The sequence below is a fragment of the Oliverpabstia sp. genome (genome assembly GCF_022785585.1).
Taxonomy (GTDB): Bacteria; Bacillota; Clostridia; order Lachnospirales; family Lachnospiraceae; genus Oliverpabstia; species Oliverpabstia intestinalis.
This window is the reverse complement of the sequence record NZ_JALFPR010000056.1, coordinates 1-21,149: the sequence shown is the minus strand read 5'-3', so window position 1 is coordinate 21,149 and position 21,149 is coordinate 1. Positions and strand designations below refer to the sequence as shown.

Annotated in this window: 16 protein-coding genes and 1 other annotated feature; of the genes, 4 read left to right on the top strand and 12 right to left on the bottom strand. The window is 43.7% G+C overall.

Features of this window, described 5'->3' with window-relative positions; translation table 11 throughout:
* Positions 1-177: 177 nt before the first annotated feature.
* Positions 178-418: a binding site (T-box leader), on the bottom strand.
* Between the two features lie 375 nt (positions 419-793).
* The 7 genes from MSA64_RS03660 to MSA64_RS03630 all read right to left on the bottom strand — a co-directional run bounded on the left by MSA64_RS03660 (position 794) and on the right by MSA64_RS03630 (position 10,386).
* Positions 794-1,237, bottom strand: coding sequence for a GNAT family N-acetyltransferase (locus MSA64_RS03660; protein WP_227337824.1), 444 nt, complete (start codon positions 1,235-1,237; stop codon positions 794-796).
* Positions 1,238-1,279: 42 nt separating this feature from the next.
* Positions 1,280-1,924, bottom strand: coding sequence for a DUF3786 domain-containing protein (locus tag MSA64_RS03655; RefSeq protein ID WP_022171462.1), 645 nt, complete (start codon positions 1,922-1,924; stop codon positions 1,280-1,282).
* A gap of 129 nt (positions 1,925-2,053) precedes the next feature.
* Complete coding sequence (locus tag MSA64_RS03650; protein ID WP_287890588.1) at positions 2,054-3,268, bottom strand: ABC transporter substrate-binding protein; 1,215 nt, start codon at positions 3,266-3,268, stop codon at positions 2,054-2,056.
* Positions 3,269-3,463: 195 nt separating this feature from the next.
* Complete coding sequence (locus MSA64_RS03645) at positions 3,464-4,153, bottom strand: RluA family pseudouridine synthase (RefSeq protein ID WP_118619731.1); 690 nt, start codon at positions 4,151-4,153, stop codon at positions 3,464-3,466.
* Positions 4,154-5,652: 1,499 nt separating this feature from the next.
* The gene (locus MSA64_RS03640) at positions 5,653-7,932 is read right to left on the bottom strand and encodes a hydratase (protein WP_154431526.1); all 2,280 of its coding nucleotides are present in this window, start codon (positions 7,930-7,932) and stop codon (positions 5,653-5,655) included.
* 21 nt (positions 7,933-7,953) lie between these two features.
* Complete coding sequence (locus tag MSA64_RS03635; protein ID WP_154431437.1) at positions 7,954-9,039, bottom strand: PucR family transcriptional regulator; 1,086 nt, start codon at positions 9,037-9,039, stop codon at positions 7,954-7,956.
* A gap of 243 nt (positions 9,040-9,282) precedes the next feature.
* Entirely contained in the window at positions 9,283-10,386 is a 1,104-nt protein-coding gene (locus tag MSA64_RS03630; protein ID WP_154431438.1) for an ABC transporter ATP-binding protein, read from the bottom strand.
* Positions 10,387-10,777: 391 nt separating this feature from the next.
* Between MSA64_RS03630 and MSA64_RS03625 the strand changes: the two genes are divergently transcribed.
* The gene (locus tag MSA64_RS03625; RefSeq protein WP_287890585.1) at positions 10,778-11,533 is read left to right on the top strand and encodes a YesL family protein; all 756 of its coding nucleotides are present in this window, start codon (positions 10,778-10,780) and stop codon (positions 11,531-11,533) included.
* Positions 11,534-11,933: 400 nt separating this feature from the next.
* On the opposite strand, the gene MSA64_RS03620 is transcribed toward MSA64_RS03625, so the two are convergent.
* A complete protein-coding gene (locus MSA64_RS03620) occupies positions 11,934-14,369 on the bottom strand; it encodes a histidine kinase dimerization/phospho-acceptor domain-containing protein (RefSeq protein WP_277663849.1) in 2,436 nt (811 codons plus the stop codon).
* A gap of 21 nt (positions 14,370-14,390) precedes the next feature.
* Positions 14,391-15,086 carry a response regulator transcription factor gene (locus tag MSA64_RS03615; protein ID WP_022171471.1) on the bottom strand — a complete coding sequence of 232 codons (696 nt, stop codon included), beginning with the start codon at positions 15,084-15,086 and terminating at the stop codon, positions 14,391-14,393.
* Between the two features lie 289 nt (positions 15,087-15,375).
* On the opposite strand from MSA64_RS03615, the gene MSA64_RS03610 reads away from it, so the two are divergent.
* Positions 15,376-15,639, top strand: coding sequence for a hypothetical protein (locus tag MSA64_RS03610; protein WP_287890582.1), 264 nt, complete (start codon positions 15,376-15,378; stop codon positions 15,637-15,639).
* A gap of 74 nt (positions 15,640-15,713) precedes the next feature.
* Here the strand turns inward: MSA64_RS03610 and MSA64_RS03605 are convergent, their stop codons facing one another.
* Both MSA64_RS03605 and MSA64_RS03600 read right to left on the bottom strand, forming a co-directional pair.
* Positions 15,714-16,391 (bottom strand): hypothetical protein, encoded by a 678-nt coding sequence (locus tag MSA64_RS03605; protein ID WP_154431441.1) that lies wholly within the window; start codon positions 16,389-16,391, stop codon positions 15,714-15,716.
* 211 nt (positions 16,392-16,602) lie between these two features.
* Complete coding sequence (locus MSA64_RS03600) at positions 16,603-17,301, bottom strand: 5'-methylthioadenosine/adenosylhomocysteine nucleosidase (RefSeq protein WP_118576414.1); 699 nt, start codon at positions 17,299-17,301, stop codon at positions 16,603-16,605.
* 303 nt (positions 17,302-17,604) lie between these two features.
* On the opposite strand from MSA64_RS03600, the gene MSA64_RS03595 reads away from it, so the two are divergent.
* Positions 17,605-17,847 (top strand): TIGR03905 family TSCPD domain-containing protein, encoded by a 243-nt coding sequence (locus tag MSA64_RS03595; protein ID WP_022171475.1) that lies wholly within the window; start codon positions 17,605-17,607, stop codon positions 17,845-17,847.
* 139 nt (positions 17,848-17,986) lie between these two features.
* On the opposite strand, the gene MSA64_RS03590 is transcribed toward MSA64_RS03595, so the two are convergent.
* Positions 17,987-19,591, bottom strand: coding sequence for an MBL fold metallo-hydrolase RNA specificity domain-containing protein (locus MSA64_RS03590; protein ID WP_287890579.1), 1,605 nt, complete (start codon positions 19,589-19,591; stop codon positions 17,987-17,989).
* Between the two features lie 278 nt (positions 19,592-19,869).
* Here MSA64_RS03590 and MSA64_RS03585 point away from each other — a divergent pair, with 278 nt between their 5' ends.
* A complete protein-coding gene (locus tag MSA64_RS03585; protein WP_154431444.1) occupies positions 19,870-20,934 on the top strand; it encodes an undecaprenyldiphospho-muramoylpentapeptide beta-N-acetylglucosaminyltransferase in 1,065 nt (354 codons plus the stop codon).
* Positions 20,935-21,149: the final 215 nt, after the last annotated feature.

The window sequence follows — 21,149 nt, the reverse complement described above, 5'->3', positions numbered from 1 at the left end:
CGCATCCTCCCTTGTTTTTTGACTAGCCGTATCGTGTCGGTTTCGTTTTCTTTCAGGTGTTTTTGACAACTATGAGAAACACGCTCTGCGAGTTTCTCAAGTGATCGCGGCAGTCGCCAAAGTCTCGTGCAAGCACGGACTTTGGCTCGTTGTTCACATAAAAAAAATCCGTCCCAAACTAGGGACGGATAAAACTATTCCGCAACCACCCTGTTTCCTCCTTGAAACAAGCACGAATACAACGCACCAGCATACGCGGTTTCTGTAACGGGAAACGCCCGTGAAAGCCTATTCGACACTTCTTTCGACTTTCCTTCTCAGAGATGATCTTCAAAGCAGGAAGGTTACTGTCTCTCAGCACCGACAGCTCTCTGGAAACGCTTACACTGTTTCTACTTCTTCTCTTCGCTGAATTTCTTTCTTATATTACCACGTTAAAGTGATTCTATCTCATTTTTCCGAGTACGTCAATATATTTATATATATTTTGTTTATTTTTTATTTTGCACCTAATATATATTTATCTTTTATGGTAACTGTTCAGTACCTTCACAGTTACGAGCCAAAATGCATTTAAACTATAAAAATACGCTTTGCGAGTTTTTATCGTTATCGCGGCACTCCTCAAGGTTCCGTGCAAGCACGGACTTTGACTCGTTGCTCGCGTAAATCACCTTCGGTGATGGCATTTTTGCTTGTATGTCTCGGGATTTTGGCATATTTATGCCAAAACACCTCGCGGGATAATGGCTACTGAATAGTTACTTTTCGTTTTTCAATGTCAATTACACTTCTACTGTTCCTTTGTCATCTGCATATACGGCAACGGATGATATCCTGCTTTCTTATAGACAGCAACCGCCCGCTCATTCTCTTCCTCCACTTCGAGACGGAATCGTACCGCCTGATCCTTGTATTTTTCATCAAGGAAACTGAAAAATGCAGTTCCGATCCCCAGACCTCTCGCTTCTTCTTTCATGTAAAGATCTTCCACCCAGACACATATACCACCATATTCCGTAGAATAGCTTTTCGCCACCATGCTGTATCCAAGGATTCTGTCATTTTCTTCAAAAATATATCCCTCAATATACGGGCAATCTCCCACACAGTCTTTTACATCCTGTCTCAGAATCTCGTCCGGTGCTGCATGGATCACCGCAGGAGAATCATAAAATACCCGCATCATCCCAACCACTTCTTCCATATCTTTCAGCTGCATCGCCCGAATCTTCATATTACCCTCCTTATCTCTTCCGGTATATCTTTTCTTTATTTATTATCCCGCATAAATTTTCATTTCTTCCAGGCCCGCTGCCCTGGACAGATATCTTACTGCATCCGCTGCAATACACACCACGTTCTCTTCATGGACAAAATCCGTGATATTAGAATCAAACAGCATATTTCCCTGTGCTTCAAACTCATCGTCTCTGTCCCAGAACAACACCGCCATATCAAAATACGGATATACCGGGATCCGATAACCCGCATCTCCCTGTGGAAGTTTTGTACCACCCAGTTTTTCACACGCTTCCCGCAGTTCTTTCACATGCCCGGAAAATAATCTGGCGAATGGTTCCAGAATCTGTTTCTGATAGGCACGTTCAAAAGGATACACCCGTTTCACCAGGCGAAAAGGAACCAGTTCCCCGGATGCTGCCGGATGCTCTTTTGCATAGTAAAACATATTATATACCGTAATAACCGTATCAAATTCCGGTATTTCTTCTCTGTCTGCAAACAGAACCTTTCCTGATGTACGCGATAGCTTCAGCTGCTGCCCCAGATAGCGAAGGTACAGCCACTGTCCGTCATGGTTTAATTGAAAACGTTCGATCAGCCGTTCCTGATCCATATCCAGAAAACGTTTTTTCCAGTCTTCTGTCACTTTCTCATAGTTTGATTTGTATTCCATCGTCATTTTTTCGCACCCTTTATACAGAAAATGCGGGCAAACTCCATACCCGCATCTTTTTTCTGAACTTTGTTTCTGTTTTCTCCGTCACCGCCGCATCTTAAGAACTTTCACGATATACAGCAGTGCCACCTCTTAATACAAATATCTTGCGTACTCTTCCAGACCAATCGTATTCTTATCGATCCATTGAAAACCGGAATCGATTTTTTTGTCACTCTCCAGACCCAGTGAAGCTCTCGCACCTGCCACAATGGTTGCATATCCCATACCATACGGGTTCTGGCATACACTTCCGACTTCTTTTCCATCCTCGATCGCTTTTTTCTGGGTATCCCCCATATCAACACCGATCATCTGAACAGAACGGTCTGTGTGTTTGTCCAGAACAGAAAGTACTGCCTCACTGGTCGCCTGATTTGTCGCATAATATCCTTTCAGATCCGGATATTTTTCCAGCACTGCCTCAATCGATTCTTCCTCGGTCGGATCATCGTCCTTGGACGGCTGATAATCCACGCTGACGACACTGACATTCGGATGATTCTTTGTGATCTCTTCCTGAAAACCTTCCACGCGGTCTTTGCTGCTCTGGGAAAGCTGAGTATGGGACATCACTGCCACCTCACCCGCATCTTTGATCGCTTCACACAACTGTTTTGCCGCCTCTTCGCCTGCTGCCTTATTATCTGTTCCACAGTATGCATAAACCAGATCGTCATCGCTCTTCACACCGGAATCCAGCATGACAACCGGAATTCCGTCTTCCTGTGCCGCCTCCAGCTGTGCCTCACAGGAACTCATATCAACTGCTGACAGACATACCACCACCGGATTCTCCGTCAGTACCATATCCAGAATATTCACCTGTTCATCGACACCGTTTTCATCCTTTGGACCCTCGATGGTACAGGTGATCGCATCATCACCTTTGTATCCCAGATATTCATTCAGATCAGAAACCGCCTGCTCCATTCCTTTTTTTGCCGCTTTCCAGTAATCGGACTCTGTATTTTTAATCACCACAGAGATCCTGCTGCCTTTTTCCATGCGCAGACCATCCACCGATGTATAATCAATATCCAGGGTGCTCTCTTCCGGAATCTCTGCCTTTTCCTCCTCTTCCTCAACATCTGTTTTCTGATCTTGTGTATTCTGTTCTTCCTGATTTTCTTCTTTCAGTTCATCTTCATCTTCTGCCGGTTCTTTTTCCACCGGCTCGTTACTTTCATCCTCTGTTTTATGGGTCTGATTTTCTGTCACCCGGTCTGCTGTCTTATTTCCACACCCGCCAAATACCAGCATAGCTGCCATGACAGGGGCTAATATTCTTCCTATCTTTCTTCTCATCTTATATTCCCCTTATGTAATATGCTTCCGGCACATAACTGTTTTGTACCTGCACAGATACTTTTTTCACCGGATACGCGAAAGTTTTCACATCGTCTCTATTATACATGACCATTCAAAATAGTCCATAGGCGTTCTTTAAGTTTTTCTTGATTTTTTTGTGTCTAATTTTTTAAATTCATCATCAAATAATTTTTACGGTTTTATTGCTTCTGAAAATTCCTGGAAACATGCACCTTCCGGCTGTACTTCAAATTTCATTTTTTTCCCGGTCTTTGGATGTGCAAATTCCAGGCGCCAGGCACACAGACCAATGGCCGTTCCCTGTTCTGCTTCCAGCATCTCTTCTTTTTTCTTATATTTTCCGTCTGCCCACAGCGGCATCCCATGATGCGCCATCTGCACACGAATCTGATGATGCCGGCCGGTTCCCAGCCGGATCTCTGCCAGTCCTCTGTCATCTCTCCAGTCCATAATTCTGTACGACAGTACAGCTTTTTTTGCCATCCGATCCTTTTTACCCGTCACCCGTGAAGTATTGGTTTTTCCGTCTTTTATAAGATAATCCTCCCAGATACCCTGCTTTTCTTTTACTGGTGTGCCTGTAAAAACAGCCAGATACTCTTTTTTCATCATACCATTCTGATGCTGTTTATTTAACCATGCCGTAGCCTGCGGCGTCTTTCCGAAAACCAGAACGCCCTCTACCGGCTGATCCAGCCGTTGTACAATCCCAATATAATTTCCATTCCTGTAATTTCTCAATTCACTCTCCAGATCCATCTGACCGACCCGCGCACTCTGCACCGCCATCCCACTGTGTTTCCTGCACACAAGAATCTGTTCATCTTCATATATGATATCATCTGCCGACCATCTTACCATCACTCTGCTCCATTCCTTATTTCTCTGTTCTCGGATATGTCTTTTCCGATATCCGATCCATATCCGGACATTTTTCTCTTTCACAAATATCCACAGACTTTTATTATAAACGCAATTTTCCTTTTCTACAATGTGAAAAACCCTGTTCCACGGCTTTTCTCTTTCCTCCATTGTTTCGCTATTTCATTACACAAATACGAACAGCCGCTACATCTCATCTTAATCGACATAACGGCTGTTCTAATGATCTTCTTTATTCAATTGTCTAAACCTCTTTTTCTCTTTCTTTTATTTTTTTATTTTTCTTTCGGTTGTTTTCTTTACTTTTTCAGGATATTTTATATACTTTTTTATGTAGGAATGTTTTTTCAGAGTTCCTATTCAATTTTATCTATATAAACTGATTTTCTCTTTCTTCCCTGCTCGTAAGTTTTTTCGTTTACTTACTTAGAAATGTTATATCTATATAAAGAATAATAGCCAGCTTCAAATTTATAATTGACGTTTATAAATTTTTCAAAATATGGATATTCACTTTCCTATGCTATACAGAACGTTTTTCATTATATCTTTTTTAAGATCTCTTTCAAATACACCTGCTATCGGATATAGCCTTTGCATTTTACTTTTCTCTTCGTTCCGAATAATTACTATTTTGGTTTCTATATAGGTCTATTCAGTGAACTCATATTCTTTTAAAAAATGTTTCTTTACACATCTTTTAAAATCTTTTCTATTATTTTTGTGGTAATGTATTCACTGTAAGGAGAAGCTCTTGTTACCTTTTATCTAATCTGCATGCTCTGATCTGGCATCTTTTTTTCTTTTTTCATTCTTCATAAAAGGTCTTTCTATGCGGGGAATGCTTGCTCTTACCACGCTTACAATGATAAGTTTATGTTCTTAGTACAACGGCTTTATCCTCCTTTTCTTTTTTGGGTTCTTATCTTTTCCATCCTGATAAAAAATACAGATCCTTTTGTTCTGATTTAAGAAAACATTGTTTTTGATTTCTTTCCACGTTTGAATAAGATCTGTTACCTCACGTTCTGATCTTACCTCCCAAACCTTCCGGAAATCCGATTCAATTAACTTTCTTAATTAGCATCTTTCGGATTCTATTTTTTTATCAGTTCCTTTTCCATTCTTCTTATGAAGATTTCTCGTCTCTTTCATAGAAAATGGGGTGTTGATGTTTGATAAGGTGTTTTGTTTTTTGTTGAGTTTATAATAACAGACAGATTCATATTTGTCAACACTTTTTAAAGATTTTTCTTATATTTTTTTATTATATTTTTAATATTTCTGTTTATACTGTCTATATATTCATTTTTATTATAATTGTTTATACAATTGCTTCAAGACCAACAATACTTATGTATCTTCGATAAAGGTTTTCCCACATAAAAAGCCGGATCCCCGGTGTACATCTGCTCCGGGATCCGGCTTTTCTCGTTTATTCAGTTTTCCGTGTCACCTTCGGTGATGGTAAATACTGCCTACTGAATGTTTCTTTCATTTCTATAGTAGTTGATCAGACAACCTTTCAGGATGATCTCACATTCATCGTCGGTCAGTTCGCCCAGCGTCAGGGTAAACGGTGTCAGTTCTTCTCCCACTTTATAAGCGGTGATGCTGTCCCATTTTTCTTCCACTGCTTTCCGTACATCCGGGATAAAGAGATAATCGCCATTGGCAAACGGCAGATCTCCTTCCGGAATCAGGAATGGCAGCATACCCCAGTTGATCAGATTGGAACGATAACGTTTTGTTGCATATTCATTGGCAATGTTTGCCCATCCGCCAAGAACTTTCTGGCAGGATGCAGCCTGTTCCCGCGCGGAACCGTCACCCGGTTTTACGGCAAAGATGGTAGAACCGACACCAACATTGGTCTTATCCACCTGTGGGTACTTTGTATGAACAGCTTCGAATACCGGTTTCAGTTCAGGAAGTGCTTCTGCCGGACATTCACCGTTCTGGATGGCTTTTTCTGCTACCTGGACTTCTTTGGCACGTCCCACATAAGCCGGGTCTTTTCTGGACAGGGTAAATTCTGCCAGTCCCAGTGGATTGGAACGGAAAGAAGAAGTCTCGCCGGACGGAATCAGTTCATCCGTTGTAGTAACCGGATCGTGAATCTCAGATACGACTTTCAGGATCAGGTTCTCAGCCAGTGCAGGCATCTGTGGCCAGTCTTTGATGTTCGGTCCGAACTGAATCTCCACAGACGGATCCGCAACACCCTTACTGTCGAATACTCTGTTTTTATAGATGGTTCCGTCAAAGTAATATTTCGGATTGCTGTATGTTCCCGCATATTCAGTAGCCGGAGTGAGGCGTCCCTTGTTTGCTGCGGTCGCCGCGATAGAACGTGCATCCATCAGAGCTACGGAAGAGATCTGTCCATTCTGGATCTTGGAACCTTCACGATTCGGGAAGTTTCTTGTAGAATGGCGGATACTGAAAGCATTATTTGCCGGTGTATCACCAGCGCCAAAGCACGGACCGCAGAATGCTGTTTTTACAATGGCACCTGTCTCAATGAGAGTTGCCAGTGTTCCGTTCTTTGCAAGTTCCATATAAATCGGTGTACTTGCCGGATAAACACTCAGTGTGAATGCGTCTGCTCCGATGCTTGCACCTTTCAGAATATCTGCGGCTGCACAGATGTTCTCAAATCCACCACCGGCACATCCTGCGATAATTCCCTGTTCCACATACAGTTTTCCATCGCGTACCTTATCTTTCAGTGTGAAATCAATCTTTCCATCCAGGCTGATCTGTGCTTTTTTCTCCACGTCATCCAGAATGTCCATCAAGTTGGCATTTAACTCATCAATGGTGTAAGTATTGCTCGGGTGGAATGGCATGGCGATCATCGGACGGATCTTGTCCAGTTCTACCACCAGCATACCATCATAATATGCAACCGGTCCCGGATTCAGTTCTTTATAATCTTCGCTTCTGCCGTGGATCGCATAGAACTCTTCGATCTTATCATCGGTTCTCCAGATAGAGGACAGACAGGTAGTCTCTGTAGTCATAACATCCACACCGATTCTAAAATCTGCACTTAAGTTTGACACACCCGGTCCTACGAATTCCATGACTTTATTCTTTACAAAACCATTTTTAAATACAGCTCCGATGATTGCCAGCGCCACATCCTGAGGACCCACACCGGGAATCGGTGCTCCGGTCATATATACGCCAACAACACCAGGCATATTGATATCATACGTTTTGGACAGCAGCTGTTTTACCAGTTCCGGTCCTCCTTCGCCCATAGCCATGGTACCCAGTGCGCCATATCTGGTATGGCTGTCAGATCCCAGGATCATCTTGCCACCGCCGGCAAGCATCTCTCTTGCAAACTGATGAATAACTGCCTGATGAGGCGGAACATAGACACCACCGTATTTTTTCGCACAGGTAAGGCCAAACATATGGTCATCTTCGTTGATGGTTCCTCCAACAGCACACAGAGAGTTGTGGCAGTTGGTCAGTACATACGGTACCGGAAACTTTTCCAGTCCTGAGGCTCTTGCTGTCTGAATAATTCCTACGAAAGTGATATCATGGGATGTCAGCTTGTCAAATTTGATCTGAAGTTTTTCCATGTTTCCAGACGTATTATGGTCTCTTAATATGTTGTAGGCCATGGTCTGTTTTGCTGCTTCTTCCGGCGCAGGAAGTCCCTGTGCTGCTGCTTTTGCCGGTTCTACCAGTTCGGTCCCATTGACCAGGTAGGTACCGCCTTCCAGTAATTGAATCATCATAATCCTCCTATTGATCGGTTAATCCTGAGTTTCCATGTATTTCATGTAGCTTACTACCATCATGGCGATTTTAAAGGTAAGGGCATCGTCAAACACACGAATATCCAGTCCGGTACTCTTCTGCAGTTTCTCCAGACGATATACCAGCGTGTTACGATGCACATACAGCTGCCTGGATGTCTCAGAGACATTCAGGTTATTTTCAAAGAATTTGTTAATGGTTGTCACCGTCTCCTCATCAAAGGTGTCCGGCAACTGTTCGCCGAATACTTCTTTCATGAACATCTGGCACAGCGGAATCGGCAGCTGATAGATCAGACGACCGATACCCAGGTTATTATATGGAACGATTATCTTATCCGCATAGAAGATCTTTCCTACTTCCAGTGCCATCTTTGCTTCTTTATAAGAACGGGAAACATCCTTGATCTCATGGATGATATTTCCGTAAGATACGCGAACCTGTGACATGGCTTCTACATTCAGCATATCTACCAGCGTTTTTGCAACGTGATCCAACTCCTCATAAGTGTCCGCTTCCTTGACCTCTTTTACAATGATAATATTTTTCTCATCGATTGCTGTGATATAATCCTTCGGTTTTGATGCGTACAGACTCTTGATCGTCTCCATCGCACTGTTGTCTTTCTCGTATTTTGTCTCTACAATAAATACAACTCTTCTCGCCTCTGTATCGATCCGGAGTTTTTTCGCACGATTGTAGATATCCACCAGAAGAAGGTTATCCAGAAGCAGGTTCTGGATAAAATTATTCTTATCCAGGCGCTCCTTATAGGCAACGATCAGATTCTGAATCTCACATACAGCGATCTTTCCGATCATGTATGCATCTTCGCTTCCGCCGCTTGTCACCAGAACATATTCCACATTCTGATCATCGTATATTTTAAAGAAATGATACGCCTGCAATACCTGACTGTCTGCCGGTGATTTCACAAATTCTCTTACATATTCTGGCTCAAACCCCTCTTCGCTGAAGGTTGAAGCCACTTTCTGTCCTTCCAGACTCAGCACACACAGATCGATTCTGGTGATTGCCCGAAGTTCATCAATTGTCTTTTGTAAAACCTGACTTGAAACCAAATGCTCACATCCTCTCATTTTTGCTTATCTGTTATCGTTTTTCTGTTTCCCGGATCTGCCGGTACTGCCAGAAATCTGCAGATATAGATTCTCAACAGGTAACTGTTCAGTATCTTTGCAGTCACTCGAATAGTTACATAATATCGTATTTTCCATGAAATTGCAACAAATCAATGCAATAGTTTACTAAAGTAAAAAGTGCCGACTCCCGAAGGAATCGGCACCATATATGTTTACTTTTGACTAGTTGGTGATTGTCAGTTCTGTTTCTTTGTCGAATACATGAACTTTGGACATATCCAGACCGAATTTTACGGTATCACCTGTTCTGGATGTTGTATGAGGATCTACACGGGCTGTCATGTTGAAGCCTTCAACATCGAAGTACAGGAATACTTCTGCACCCAGCAGCTCGTATACGTTAATCTTAGCTTCTACTGTGCTTTCCGGGAAAGCTGTAGCATCGTCTGTTACGTTCTCCGGACGGATACCCATAACAACAGTTTTTCCATCATATCCGCCATCGATCAGAGCTTTTGCTTTGTTTTCCGGCAGTTTCAGGCTGTAGTTACCAACCTGCAGAGTAACGTCTTTTCCGTTAACTTTTACAGTTGCATCCAGGAAGTTCATCTGAGGAGATCCGATGAATCCGGCTACAAACAGGTTTCCTGGAGCATTGTACAGGTTCTGAGGTGTATCTACCTGCTGAACAACACCATCTTTCATAACTACGATTCTGGTACCCAGTGTCATAGCTTCTGTCTGGTCATGTGTTACGTAGATAATAGTAGCACCCAGTCTCTCATGCAGTTTGGAGATCTCTGTTCTCATCTGTACACGCAGTTTAGCATCCAGGTTTGACAGAGGCTCATCCATCAGGAATACTTTAGGATCACGTACGATAGCACGTCCCATAGCTACACGCTGTCTCTGACCACCGGACAGAGCTTTCGGTTTACGGTCTAACAGTTTTTCCAGATCCAGGATCTTAGCTGCTTCTTTAACCATTTTATCGATCTGATCTTTCGGAACTTTTCTCAGTTTCAGACCAAATGCCATGTTATCATATACTGTCATATGAGGATACAGAGCGTAGTTCTGGAATACCATTGCGATATCTCTGTCTTTTGGTTCTACGTCATTTACTACTTTATCACCAATCTTCAGTGTACCACCACTGATTTCTTCCAGACCAGCGATCATACGAAGTGTAGTAGATTTACCACATCCGGATGGTCCTACGAAGATGATGAACTCTTTGTCAGCAATTTCCAGGTTGAAATCTTTAACAGCTTCAAATCCGTTCGGATATGTCTTGTTAATGTGCTGTAATGATAAACTTGCCATAATTAATTCCTCCTACTAGTCAAATTAAGTAATGTTCGTTTTTCCAAGGCACCATGCCTTGCGACTGTACTTAGTATATCGGATAGACCCCTTTTTGACCATAACCGAATTATACAAAGTTTCTACCATGACCTTGTAACAAATGTGTGTTGATTTTTTGGATTCCGCTCCTTTATGGCATTTTGACCAATTTTTTCATCCTTTCATGGTCACTTTGACGAACCGTTTTTTGATTATACTTTTTTAATACTTTCATCCCCCTTTTTCCTTGCTTTTTAGTATTGAATTCGCTATACTGATGACAATCATTGCGTATATCGCTATTAAGAAAAACTGTAACTGAGAAAGTACTGAACAGTTACGGAAAACCGAAGAAAAGAGGCAATTTGCTATGAACAACATCTTTAATCCGGACAACAAGTTTTTCTCCTTCATGGGCAGGGTCGCTGATCTCATGATCTTGAATCTCTTATGTATTGTCTGCTGTATCCCGGTGGTTACTGCGGGACCGTCGATCGCGGCCATGTATTACATCACGTTGAAGATGGCACGCAACGAAGAATCTTATGTGGTAAAAGGATTCTTCCATTCCTTTAAGCAGAATCTGAAACAGGGAATTGTCATTCAGATCATTATGCTGCTGCTTGGTATCGTCCTGGCATTCGATCTGTACTTCTGCCGGATGATGTCCGGTCAGGGAGCTGTATATCGGATCTTTTCCTATATATTTGTAGCAGCACTGTTTGTCTACGCCATGCTGTTTTTATGGATCTACCCGGTACTTGCAAAGTTCTTCAACACCACCAAAAATCTGTTTCGCAATTCCATTCTGATGTCCATCCGCCATCTTCCGTATACCATACTGATGATGGTGATCACTGCGGCACCTGTATTGCTTGGAATCTTTGTTGCACAGGCCTTTCCATTCATGATCCTGTTCTACATCATGCTAGGATTCGCCACCGTGGCATATATCAACTCCCGCTTCTTTGTAAAACTCTTCGACAACTACATTCCTGAGGATGCCGGAAAAGATACCGAAGAAAACGGCGAAGAAAAAGCCATCGACACCAGCATATTCTCCAACCTGCACCCGACAGAACTGCCGAAGGAGGACGAAAAGGAGAGCGAGGACGAAACTCACTAATCTCAAAACCGCAAAAAAAACGTGTGACCGGTAATTATTTACGATTTACCGATCACACGTTTTTTTATTAGACTATACATTTTAACATTCCACTCATCATTCACCTCTCCAATAAACAAGAGTGAACTGCGAGTTCCAGTTTACGGAAATGATTCTTCAGCCACGCTCTAGGATTCTGTAACGGTGCCTTCCCTGCTTCCTGCTCAACTGCACTACAATTATAGGATCCGTTCAGCTCATACAAGCAGCTATCCGCCAAAGTCAGCGTCAGGCTCCCGGCGGGTATGTATGGGCAACACTTTGTGGGCGGCTAGCTCAAAGTTGCCCTGCCCACGTTGCCCATACACACCCACCGGGAGCCTGACGCGTCCTCCTTATATGACTCTTACCTACCCCTTATCTAACTCTCTTTATCCACCGCCTCAAACGTAATCACAACCTTAAACAAATCCCCATCCAGGTAAATATCAAAGGTTCCCCCCTGCAATCCCACAAGGTTCTTGGCGATCGACAAGCCCAGTCCGCTTCCTTCCGTGCTTCTCGACACATCTCCACGGATAAAACGCTCCGTCAGTTCCTCCGCCTTGATATTCAACGGGTTTTCCGAGATATTCTTGATCTCCAGCACGACTCTGCAGCCGACCCTTCTCGCCTCCACGTACACCCTCGTATTCGGCATGGCATACTTGGCGATATTATTATAAAGATTCTCCACAACACGCCACATCCGGCGGCCATCTGCCATGATCACCAGTGGCTCCTCATCCATCTTGCAGACCATCTGCAGTCCCCTGGCTGCAAACTTCTCCTCAAACTCCCCATTTGTCTGTCGGATCAGTTCTCCGAAGCGGATAGGTTTCATATCCAGCACCACATTACCGGAGCTGACTTTCGACGCCTCCACCAGGTCCTCTGTCAGCTGTTTCAGCCGTTTGGATTTGTTATCCAGCACTTCGATATAGCCCCGGATCTTCGGATCCTGGATATCCTCTCTCTTCAGAAGATCTACATAATTGATAATAGAAGTAAGCGGTGTCTTGATATCATGAGATACATTGGTGATAAGATCCGCTTTCAGTCTTTCACTTTTCAACGTTTCCTTCACTGCATTTTGCAGGCCTTCGCCTACACGATTGACAGCCGCAGCCATCTGGCGGTTATCACCCGTCAGATCTTTCTCATCGATCTTATAATCCAGCTGACCGCTTGCCAGCCTTGCAAGGCCATCATAGATCACCTGACGTCCTGCATTTTCCCGGATCATATATAAAAGAACCACACCGTCTGCCAAAAACAGCAGGATCAGACCGAATCCGCCGAAAAGAGCTGCCAGCAGATAGTTCATTAACACCAGTCCGACAAATGCCACTATCATCCGACCGGAAGTTGTACGTGCCATATATACTTTCTTACAGCTTTTCACGATGGTATAACAAAAACTGGATCTCCACAGCTTCTTTGCTTTCCAACGGCGGATCACACTGAGATACGCCCCAAGAAATACCGCCGCACCAAGAATTTCCCCGGTAGTTATAACGGTAAGCCAAAAGCCGTCTGTAGGATTGCCGCTTGCTGTCAGCCCTAATCCCGCTATACCGACCATACCGATCAGTGCCATACCACAGATCGCAAGCATCACCTCGGCAGGGATACGATCTGCGGGCATGGTATGCACTTCTCTGTCCCGGCATACCAGACCGCTTTGCAGAGTAATGATAAGCAGAAACAGGATACCGGCAACAAAACTGATAAGCATGCCGACTACCAGCCCATTGCCCCAGCCTGCGTAATTTTCATAAGATACGTACGCAGCGGAGATCTCATCGGAATAAGGAAATGATACATCTACAGAAACTATGATTTTCTCATTTTTTCCGGTTACGGGATCATTTTGAAAATAATTATAGATCCACTTTCCGGCATCTGTGCCATTGTCAGATACATCTTTCAGTTTTCCGTCTTCTCTTTCTGCTACAAATACCGGCACATCTTCCATCAGATCTTTCAGACTTTTCGGATCTACATTCCCATCTGCCCATTCTGACACATTGGTATATACTGTCTTGTTATCCAGATTCTGCACCATGAAGATCACGTTGGTCTTATCATCCATCTTGATTGCAGACTGGTAAGAGATCAGCTGATCAATGGCATTCGATAATTGCTGATACAGCTCAAACAGAGATACCTTTTTCGGATTGGTTCTGGCATATTCCGCCAGCGTCTCTCCGGATTCCGGAAGTACGGTTTCAAAATCTCTTGCATAGTTGTAAAGATAACGGAAACGAGGTGTGTAATCACTGATATCTACATCCTCAGCGGTGCTTGTAGGCTCCTCGTCGTCTTCGTCATATTCACCATCTACTTCGAATTCCTCATCATCTTCGTAGTAATCTTCATAAAAGCCATTGCCCGCATTCCAGATTGCATCCTGAAACTCATCCCAAAGACCATTATCCTTCAGTTCCAGAAGATCCTCTACGGTATAGGTAGTTGCCGGATTCTGTTGGCTGGTTTTTGCATCCAGTCTCGTAATATCCACCAGCTTGGTCTTATCCAGTTTTCCTTTTGTTAAAAACGGCTTTCCGTCACTCAGTGCGTTACGGACTTTATTTACCTGTGAAGCCATCCGTTGTCCACAATCCTGAGTCTCCAGATAATTTTTCCCGTTGTTATAATTGCTTGTCAGCTCTTCCCAGCTGAAGCCCTGGCGCATCAGACTGCCAAAGATCATGGCAAAGACGGAAAAGCAGGCAACCGCTGTCAGAAACAACGCGATCACGATTCCCTTTGCCCAGGCAGAATAAAATTTGTTTCTTTGTTTTTTCTCTTCCATTTTGCAGCCTCCCACGGAGGGTTACATCTTTTCTATCTTATAGCCGATTCCCCAGACTACTTTCAGATAGCGTGGTTCTCTCGGATTGATCTCGATTTTTTCACGGATATGCCGGATATGTACGGCTACTGTGTTGTCCGCTCCAATCGCCTCTTCGTTCCAGATATTTTCATAAATCTGTTCAATAGAAAAAACTTTTCCCTGATTTTTAATTAACAGCACTAAAATATTATACTCGATCGGGGTTAATTTTACCGGCTCCCCGTCCACCGTAACAGTTTTCAGATCATCGTTGACCACCAGACCGCCACATACGTATACCGCCTCTTTTTCTTCTGTCGCCAGATTTCCAAGCTGAGTATATCTTCTCAGTTGAGATTTGACTCTGGCGATCAGTTCCAGAGGGTTAAATGGTTTTGTAATATAGTCGTCTGCACCGATGTTCAGCCCAAGGATCTTATCCACATCCTCTGATTTGGCAGATAACATGATAATCGGCACACTGCTGGTCTCCCGGATCTTACGCGTAGCCCGGATCCCATCCAGATTCGGCATCATAATATCCAGAAGGATCAGATGCACTTCTTCTTTTTTCATGATTTCGATGGCCTGCAGTCCATCGTACGCCTTTAAAATGTGATATCCTTCCTGTGACAGATAAATATCAATGGCATCCACAATCTCTTTATCATCGTCGCACACAAGAATATTGAACATTTCTTCACCTCATTTCTTCTTCCTCTTTCCTTTTACGCTGTCAGTTTATCAGGGAAATCTTGTTTTCAGGATAGGGAAAATCTTAAGATATTTTAAATTTCTGTTTTACATACGATTTTATCATATCACATCTTTGCATCAAACGAAACTTACAAACATCTTACAGCTGAAGTCGTGTTACTGTTCACTCCGTGCTCAGCAACCGCAATAGTTTTCTTTTCTTTACAGAAAGAGAATTTTCCGATATACTTAGTTCACTGTTTTTGTTTTGGGAAAGGAGACTCCAACAATGTTTCGTTTATGGGGAAAAATATGGACCGATAATCACATGATGAAAGACACCGTGATCTGCAACGATACTGATCACACGAGAACCCATAAGATCTTCCAGTCTCTCGAAGAGATCTGTTACCTCTGGGATCTGAGCAAACCGATCTGGCTGGACAATAATATTATGGATTTTAAACGCCACGATAAAACCCGGTTTACCTCCGATAATTTTATTGAGACGATCGATTTTGATTATCTGGAAATTGAAGTGATTGAAGAGTAGTTTGTATGGAAAGCAGGCAGACACCGCATGCTGGTGTCTGCCTGCTTTATGAGAATAACAAGTTAACGCTCTGCTCAGATCAGATATTCGCGAATCACCTCCCGCATAATATGCTCTTCCTCCGGTGTCAGCATATGAGAAAATTTTGTCTCACTTGCCGCCGTCTGCCGGATCCCCTCTGTTACTTTATCGATCAGCTCCTCTCTGGTCTGCTCTTTCAGTGCCTGCTCATCCGGCACCGGTTTTCTGGCGGGCAGGGTATTTTCCATATAGTCCAGAAGACCATCAAGAATCATATCTTCTTTATTCATAAAGCCCATAAATTGCTTCATCAGAAGTAACAGGGCGAAGATTCCCGCCCCGGTCAGTACATACTCGTAACGCAGCAGCTGTGCCTGCTCATAGCGGTAAGTCCCATAGACTGCCGTCAGAATCAAAAGGAAGCACAGAACCGCGCTGTAGCCGATTCCCTGCTTCCACTTTTGTATCCCGATTCCCAGTGTTTTTCCCCTGGCAAGCTGCGTCCTCACAAATGCCTCCGGATTATTGATCTCCTGCTCTTTCGTCAGACGCATCTGGTACTGGTTCAAAAATTCTTTTGTCCATTTTCCTTTCGGTTCTGTTATCCTGCGTACATCCCGTATGGCTCTGCCGTAGAAACGGTCGACCATAAACATACACAGGATTCCAAGAATTCCCGCTCCGATCATCCCGTAAAACAACACATTTCGTTCCATCCAAATATGCAGCATTTCCGTACCCCCTTATTTCAATACTGAATTGGCAGTCACTTTTCACATCCTCCCGCAAATGCCTGTCCATCCCGCACCCCCGATCGCCGGATCCGGAAGTCATGCATTTGCAAAACGATGTTCTGGAAATATTATATCCTCCACATACCTGATTTGAAACTAAAATCGTTCGTCAAATTCTTACAGGTTTTTACCATGACAAATCCTTTTCTTACAGTGCTTTTACCATCTCTTTCACGAGATTCGCACAGTGACGTGCCGCCGCTTTTTCAAATGTCGGATAATCCATGGTTGCACTGTTATCCGCTTTATCAGAAATGGCACGCAGAACAACAAACGGAACATGGTTTAAGTAGGCCGCCTGAGCGATAGCTGCTCCTTCCATCTCAGTACAGCTTCCTGCAAATTCACGGATCAGTTCATCCTTCACTTCACTGCTTGCCACAAACTGGTCACCGCTGACCACTCTTCCTTCAAACACCTGAATATCCGGGTTCGCTTTCTTACAGCATTCTACAGCTACTTTACGGAGTGTCTCATCTGCTTTAAAAGAAAATACATTCATCTGTGGAATCTGGCCCTTCGGATAACCAAATTCTCTGGCATCCATATCATGCTGCAAAGCATCGGTAGACACAACAATATCACCGATGTTGATCTCTGCCTTCAGGGATCCGGCGATTCCGGTATTGATCACCGCTTCTGCCTGAAAATCATCCACAAGAATCTGTGTGCAGACCGCTGCATTTACTTTACCGATTCCGGAACGTACTACGACAACCTCTTTTCCATTTAATGTACCCTGATAGAATTCCATGGATGCTTTTTCTTTTACACAAACTTCTTCCATCTGGCTTTTCAGTTCTTCTACTTCGAGCTCCATTGCTCCGATAATCCCGATTTTTTTCATCTTTTCTCTCCTGTTTCTTTTTTGTCCGTAACTGTGAAAGTACTGAACAGTTACACTTTTTATAAAAGTACTCATATCCTCTGTAATTCCGGTCTTCTCCTGCTTCCCGGGAGTTTTGCCTGCTCTTCATTATAACAAAGCATCATTTTTTCCTCAACCTTTTTCCTTCCGTTTTGCTGTTATGACAAATTATAACATTTCGATTCACCTACTGGAAATCAGACGTAATATTTGTTATAATAACTTGCAGATCTAAAATGTACCGGATTCGGAAGTACATGTAAAATTAAAGGAGGAATTATCATGACATACAAGACAAAAGGAACCTGCTCTTCTCAGATCGACTTCGACCTGAAAGACGGCAAAGTATACAATGTTCGTTTTACCGGCGGATGTAACGGCAACCTGAAAGGAATCGGTGCTCTGGTAGAAGGACAGGATGCCCGGGACGTGATCAATCGTCTGGAAGGAACTACCTGTGGTTTCAAATCCACTTCATGTCCGGATCAGCTTGCAAAAGCCCTGAAAGAAGCGCTGAACCAGTAATCAGAAAACATATCATGTTCTTTGCACATACGTAACACAATGCCCCTGTCAAAAGGCCGACATAACAGACAGATCTCTGCCAGACATGCCGATCTTTTGACAGGGGCACTTTTTATTTTTGATACAGCTGTTCGTAAAACTATCTGTCCCACTTATCACAAAGATTATTGATCTGGCTGGTCAGTTTCGCAAGGTCTTTGTTTGCTCCGCCTTCGTTATGACGGATCACCGTAAGAAGCCGCTGACCGGCTGCAACCAGTCGCTGATATACACCGGAACCTTTCGACTGCGGTTTTGTCTCCTGCTTGCGGATGAACACACCTTCCGGACAGCTGATGAATGCTGCTTCTTTCAGATCGTAAACAGTTCCGCTGTACGGTGCTATCGCCGTATAATGAAGTTCATCTTCCAGTCTTCCGGTCAGTACCTGACAGGAAGTATCTTCTCCATGGCACACAAATACCTGTTTTGGCTTCTCTTCGAAAGCTTTCGCCCACTCCATCAGTCCCTCATTATCTGCATGACCACTGACGCCAGGCAGAACTTTGATCTCTGCATTGACCTGAATCTCTTCCCCGAACAGTTTGATCTCTTTCGCTCCTTCCACCAGCGCACGCCCCGGTGTACCGATTGCCTGATATCCCACAAACAGAACCGTACATTCCGGTCGCCACAGATTGTGTTTCAGGTGATGCTTGATCCGACCGGCATCGCACATACCACTGGCCGAGATAATGACCTTCGGGCGGTCATCAAAGTTGATGGATTTGGATTCTTCACTGGTGATGGAAAGTTTCAGTCCCGGGAACGTGATCGGATTGATTCCTTTATTGACCAGCTCCATCGCCTCTTCATCAAAACAGTCTTTGTGATGTTCATTAAATATAGTAGTTGCTCCTACTGCCAGCGGACTGTCCACAAACACCGGGAAACCATCATGTCCCTGTATCATATGATCTGCCTTGATCTTACGGATAAAATAAAGCATCTCCTGTGTTCTTCCCACTGCAAACGAAGGGATCACCACATTCCCTCCCCGGTCGAAGGTTCTCTGGATCACTCTTGCCAGCTCATCTTCATAGCTGGCCCGTGGACCATGGCTGCGGTCACCGTAGGTAGACTCCATCACCACATAATCTGCAGATTGCAGATACGTTGGATTCTTAATTAACGGTTGATCCTTATTACCGATGTCACCGGAAAATACGATTTTCCGTTCTGTATCGTCTTCTTTCAGCCACAGTTCGATGCTTGCTGAACCCAGCAGGTGACCGGCATCCACGAACCGTACCTGAATCCCGTCAGCCAGTTCCAGGATCTGCTGATATGGGCATCCCACCAGATGAGAGATTGCTCCCTGTGCATCGTTCATATCATACAGCGGCTGTACCGGTTCCTTGCCGGAGCGCCGTCCTTTTCTGTTTCTCCATTCCGCCTCAAACATCTGGATATGAGCACTGTCACGAAGCATGATCTCACACAGATCTACCGTGGCATATGTCGTATAAATATTTCCCCGGAAGCCTTCCGCATACAGAACCGGAAGTTTTCCGGAGTGATCGATATGTGCATGTGTCAGCAGTACAAAATCAAGTTCCGAAGCCGGCACAGGAATCGGTATATTCTCAAAATTATCCGGTCCCTGCTCCATTCCACAATCTACCAGAAACTTTTTACCGGCGGCTTCCAGAAAATAACAGCTCCCTGTAACTTCATGTGTCGCACCCACAAATGTTATCTTCATAAAAACCCCTCCTTTTCTTTTATTTTCAGAATCTTATCACGTTTTTGCTTTTATATTCTTATTATACGCGTATATATACAGAAATGCAAAATACTTTTCCTTTTTATTTTCTTTTAATAATTATGGGTTTCTTGACTTTTTTTCTTAATAAGATACAATGAAACTATTAAAAATATTATATGTAAAAACATTGATTCTACTACTGCCCTTTCGGAAAATCAATCGCCAAACAACAGACGAAAGATTCCGTGAGAGTATTATGCATTCAGGAGGACATTATGAAACATATCGTACTTACCGGCGGCGGTACCGCAGGTCACGTGACACCGAATATTGCTATGATTCCAGCATTGAAAGAACAGGGATTTACAATTTCTTATATCGGTTCCTATAACGGAATTGAAAAAAAACTGATCGAAGAGATGGGAATTCCTTATTACGGAATATCCTCCGGTAAATTGAGACGTTATTTTGACGTAAAGAACTTCACCGATCCTTTCCGTGTGCTGAAAGGATTTTCCGAAGCCAGAAAACTGCTGAAGAAACTGAAACCGGATGTGGTTTTCTCCAAAGGCGGATTTGTCAGTGTTCCTGTTGTCATTGCGGCAAAGCGTTGTAAGATTCCGGCAATTATCCATGAGTCCGATATGACTCCGGGACTTGCCAACAAGCTTTGTATCCCGTCCGCTGTGAAAGTCTGCTGTAATTTCCCGGAAACTGTCAGCAAGCTTCCTGCTGATAAGGCAGTCCTTACCGGAACTCCGATCCGTCAGGAACTTCTGCAGGGTGATCCGGAAGCAGCTCTTCGCTTTACCGGGCTGAAAGCCGGTAAACCGGTTCTGATGATCATTGGCGGAAGCCTTGGTTCCGTCGCTGTCAACACCGCTGTCCGCAACATCCTGCCAGATCTGTTAAAGGATTTTCAGATCATCCATCTTTGTGGAAAAGGAAAACTGGATACCTCCCTGACAGATACAGAAGGTTATGTACAGTATGAGTATATTAAAGATGAACTTTCAGATCTCTTCGCTTTGTCTGATCTGGTAATTTCCCGTGCCGGAGCCAATGCAATCTGCGAAATCAGCGCCTTAAAGAAACCAAATCTGCTGATTCCTCTTTCTGCCAATGCCAGCCGCGGTGACCAGATTCTGAATGCCCGTTCCTTCGAACGACTGGGTTACAGTAAAGTTTTGGAAGAAGAAGAGATCACCAATGAGAAACTGCTGCAAACGATCCGTGACCTCTACAAGAACAGAGAGCAGTATATCGAAGCGATGAGCAAAAGCAGCCAGATGGATTCCATCGGCAAGATTGTGGGAATGCTTTGGGATTGTGCGAAGTAAGTGAGTTCCGGCTCATAACCGTGAAGACATCGAACAGTTGCATATGATTTATAAAACGGACAGGACGATAAGCAGATACACCTTATCGTCCTGTCCGTTTTGTTACATTAATGCGGCTGTCACTTTCGCAACAATCTCGTCTCTCACTTCATCCTTCAGTTCGCCCGGTTTCCAGGTGATACCTGCCTGATCGCCATTATAGCGCGGAATCAGGT

Coding starts and splice junctions, on each gene's coding strand:
- MSA64_RS03660 (WP_227337824.1), bottom strand. CDS start 1,237: ATGAAGATTCGGGCGATGCAGCTGAAAGATATGGAAGAAGTGGTTGGG.
- MSA64_RS03655 (WP_022171462.1), bottom strand. CDS start 1,924: ATGACGATGGAATACAAATCAAACTATGAGAAAGTGACAGAAGACTGG.
- MSA64_RS03650 (WP_287890588.1), bottom strand. CDS start 3,268: ATGAGAAGAAAGATAGGAAGAATATTAGCCCCTGTCATGGCAGCTATG.
- MSA64_RS03645 (WP_118619731.1), bottom strand. CDS start 4,153: ATGGTAAGATGGTCGGCAGATGATATCATATATGAAGATGAACAGATT.
- MSA64_RS03640 (WP_154431526.1), bottom strand. CDS start 7,932: ATGATTCAATTACTGGAAGGCGGTACCTACCTGGTCAATGGGACCGAA.
- MSA64_RS03630 (WP_154431438.1), bottom strand. CDS start 10,386: ATGGCAAGTTTATCATTACAGCACATTAACAAGACATATCCGAACGGA.
- MSA64_RS03625 (WP_287890585.1), top strand. CDS start 10,778: ATGAACAACATCTTTAATCCGGACAACAAGTTTTTCTCCTTCATGGGC.
- MSA64_RS03620 (WP_277663849.1), bottom strand. CDS start 14,369: ATGGAAGAGAAAAAACAAAGAAACAAATTTTATTCTGCCTGGGCAAAG.
- MSA64_RS03615 (WP_022171471.1), bottom strand. CDS start 15,086: ATGTTCAATATTCTTGTGTGCGACGATGATAAAGAGATTGTGGATGCC.
- MSA64_RS03610 (WP_287890582.1), top strand. CDS start 15,376: ATGTTTCGTTTATGGGGAAAAATATGGACCGATAATCACATGATGAAA.
- MSA64_RS03605 (WP_154431441.1), bottom strand. CDS start 16,391: ATGCTGCATATTTGGATGGAACGAAATGTGTTGTTTTACGGGATGATC.
- MSA64_RS03600 (WP_118576414.1), bottom strand. CDS start 17,301: ATGAAAAAAATCGGGATTATCGGAGCAATGGAGCTCGAAGTAGAAGAA.
- MSA64_RS03595 (WP_022171475.1), top strand. CDS start 17,605: ATGACATACAAGACAAAAGGAACCTGCTCTTCTCAGATCGACTTCGAC.
- MSA64_RS03590 (WP_287890579.1), bottom strand. CDS start 19,591: ATGAAGATAACATTTGTGGGTGCGACACATGAAGTTACAGGGAGCTGT.
- MSA64_RS03585 (WP_154431444.1), top strand. CDS start 19,870: ATGAAACATATCGTACTTACCGGCGGCGGTACCGCAGGTCACGTGACA.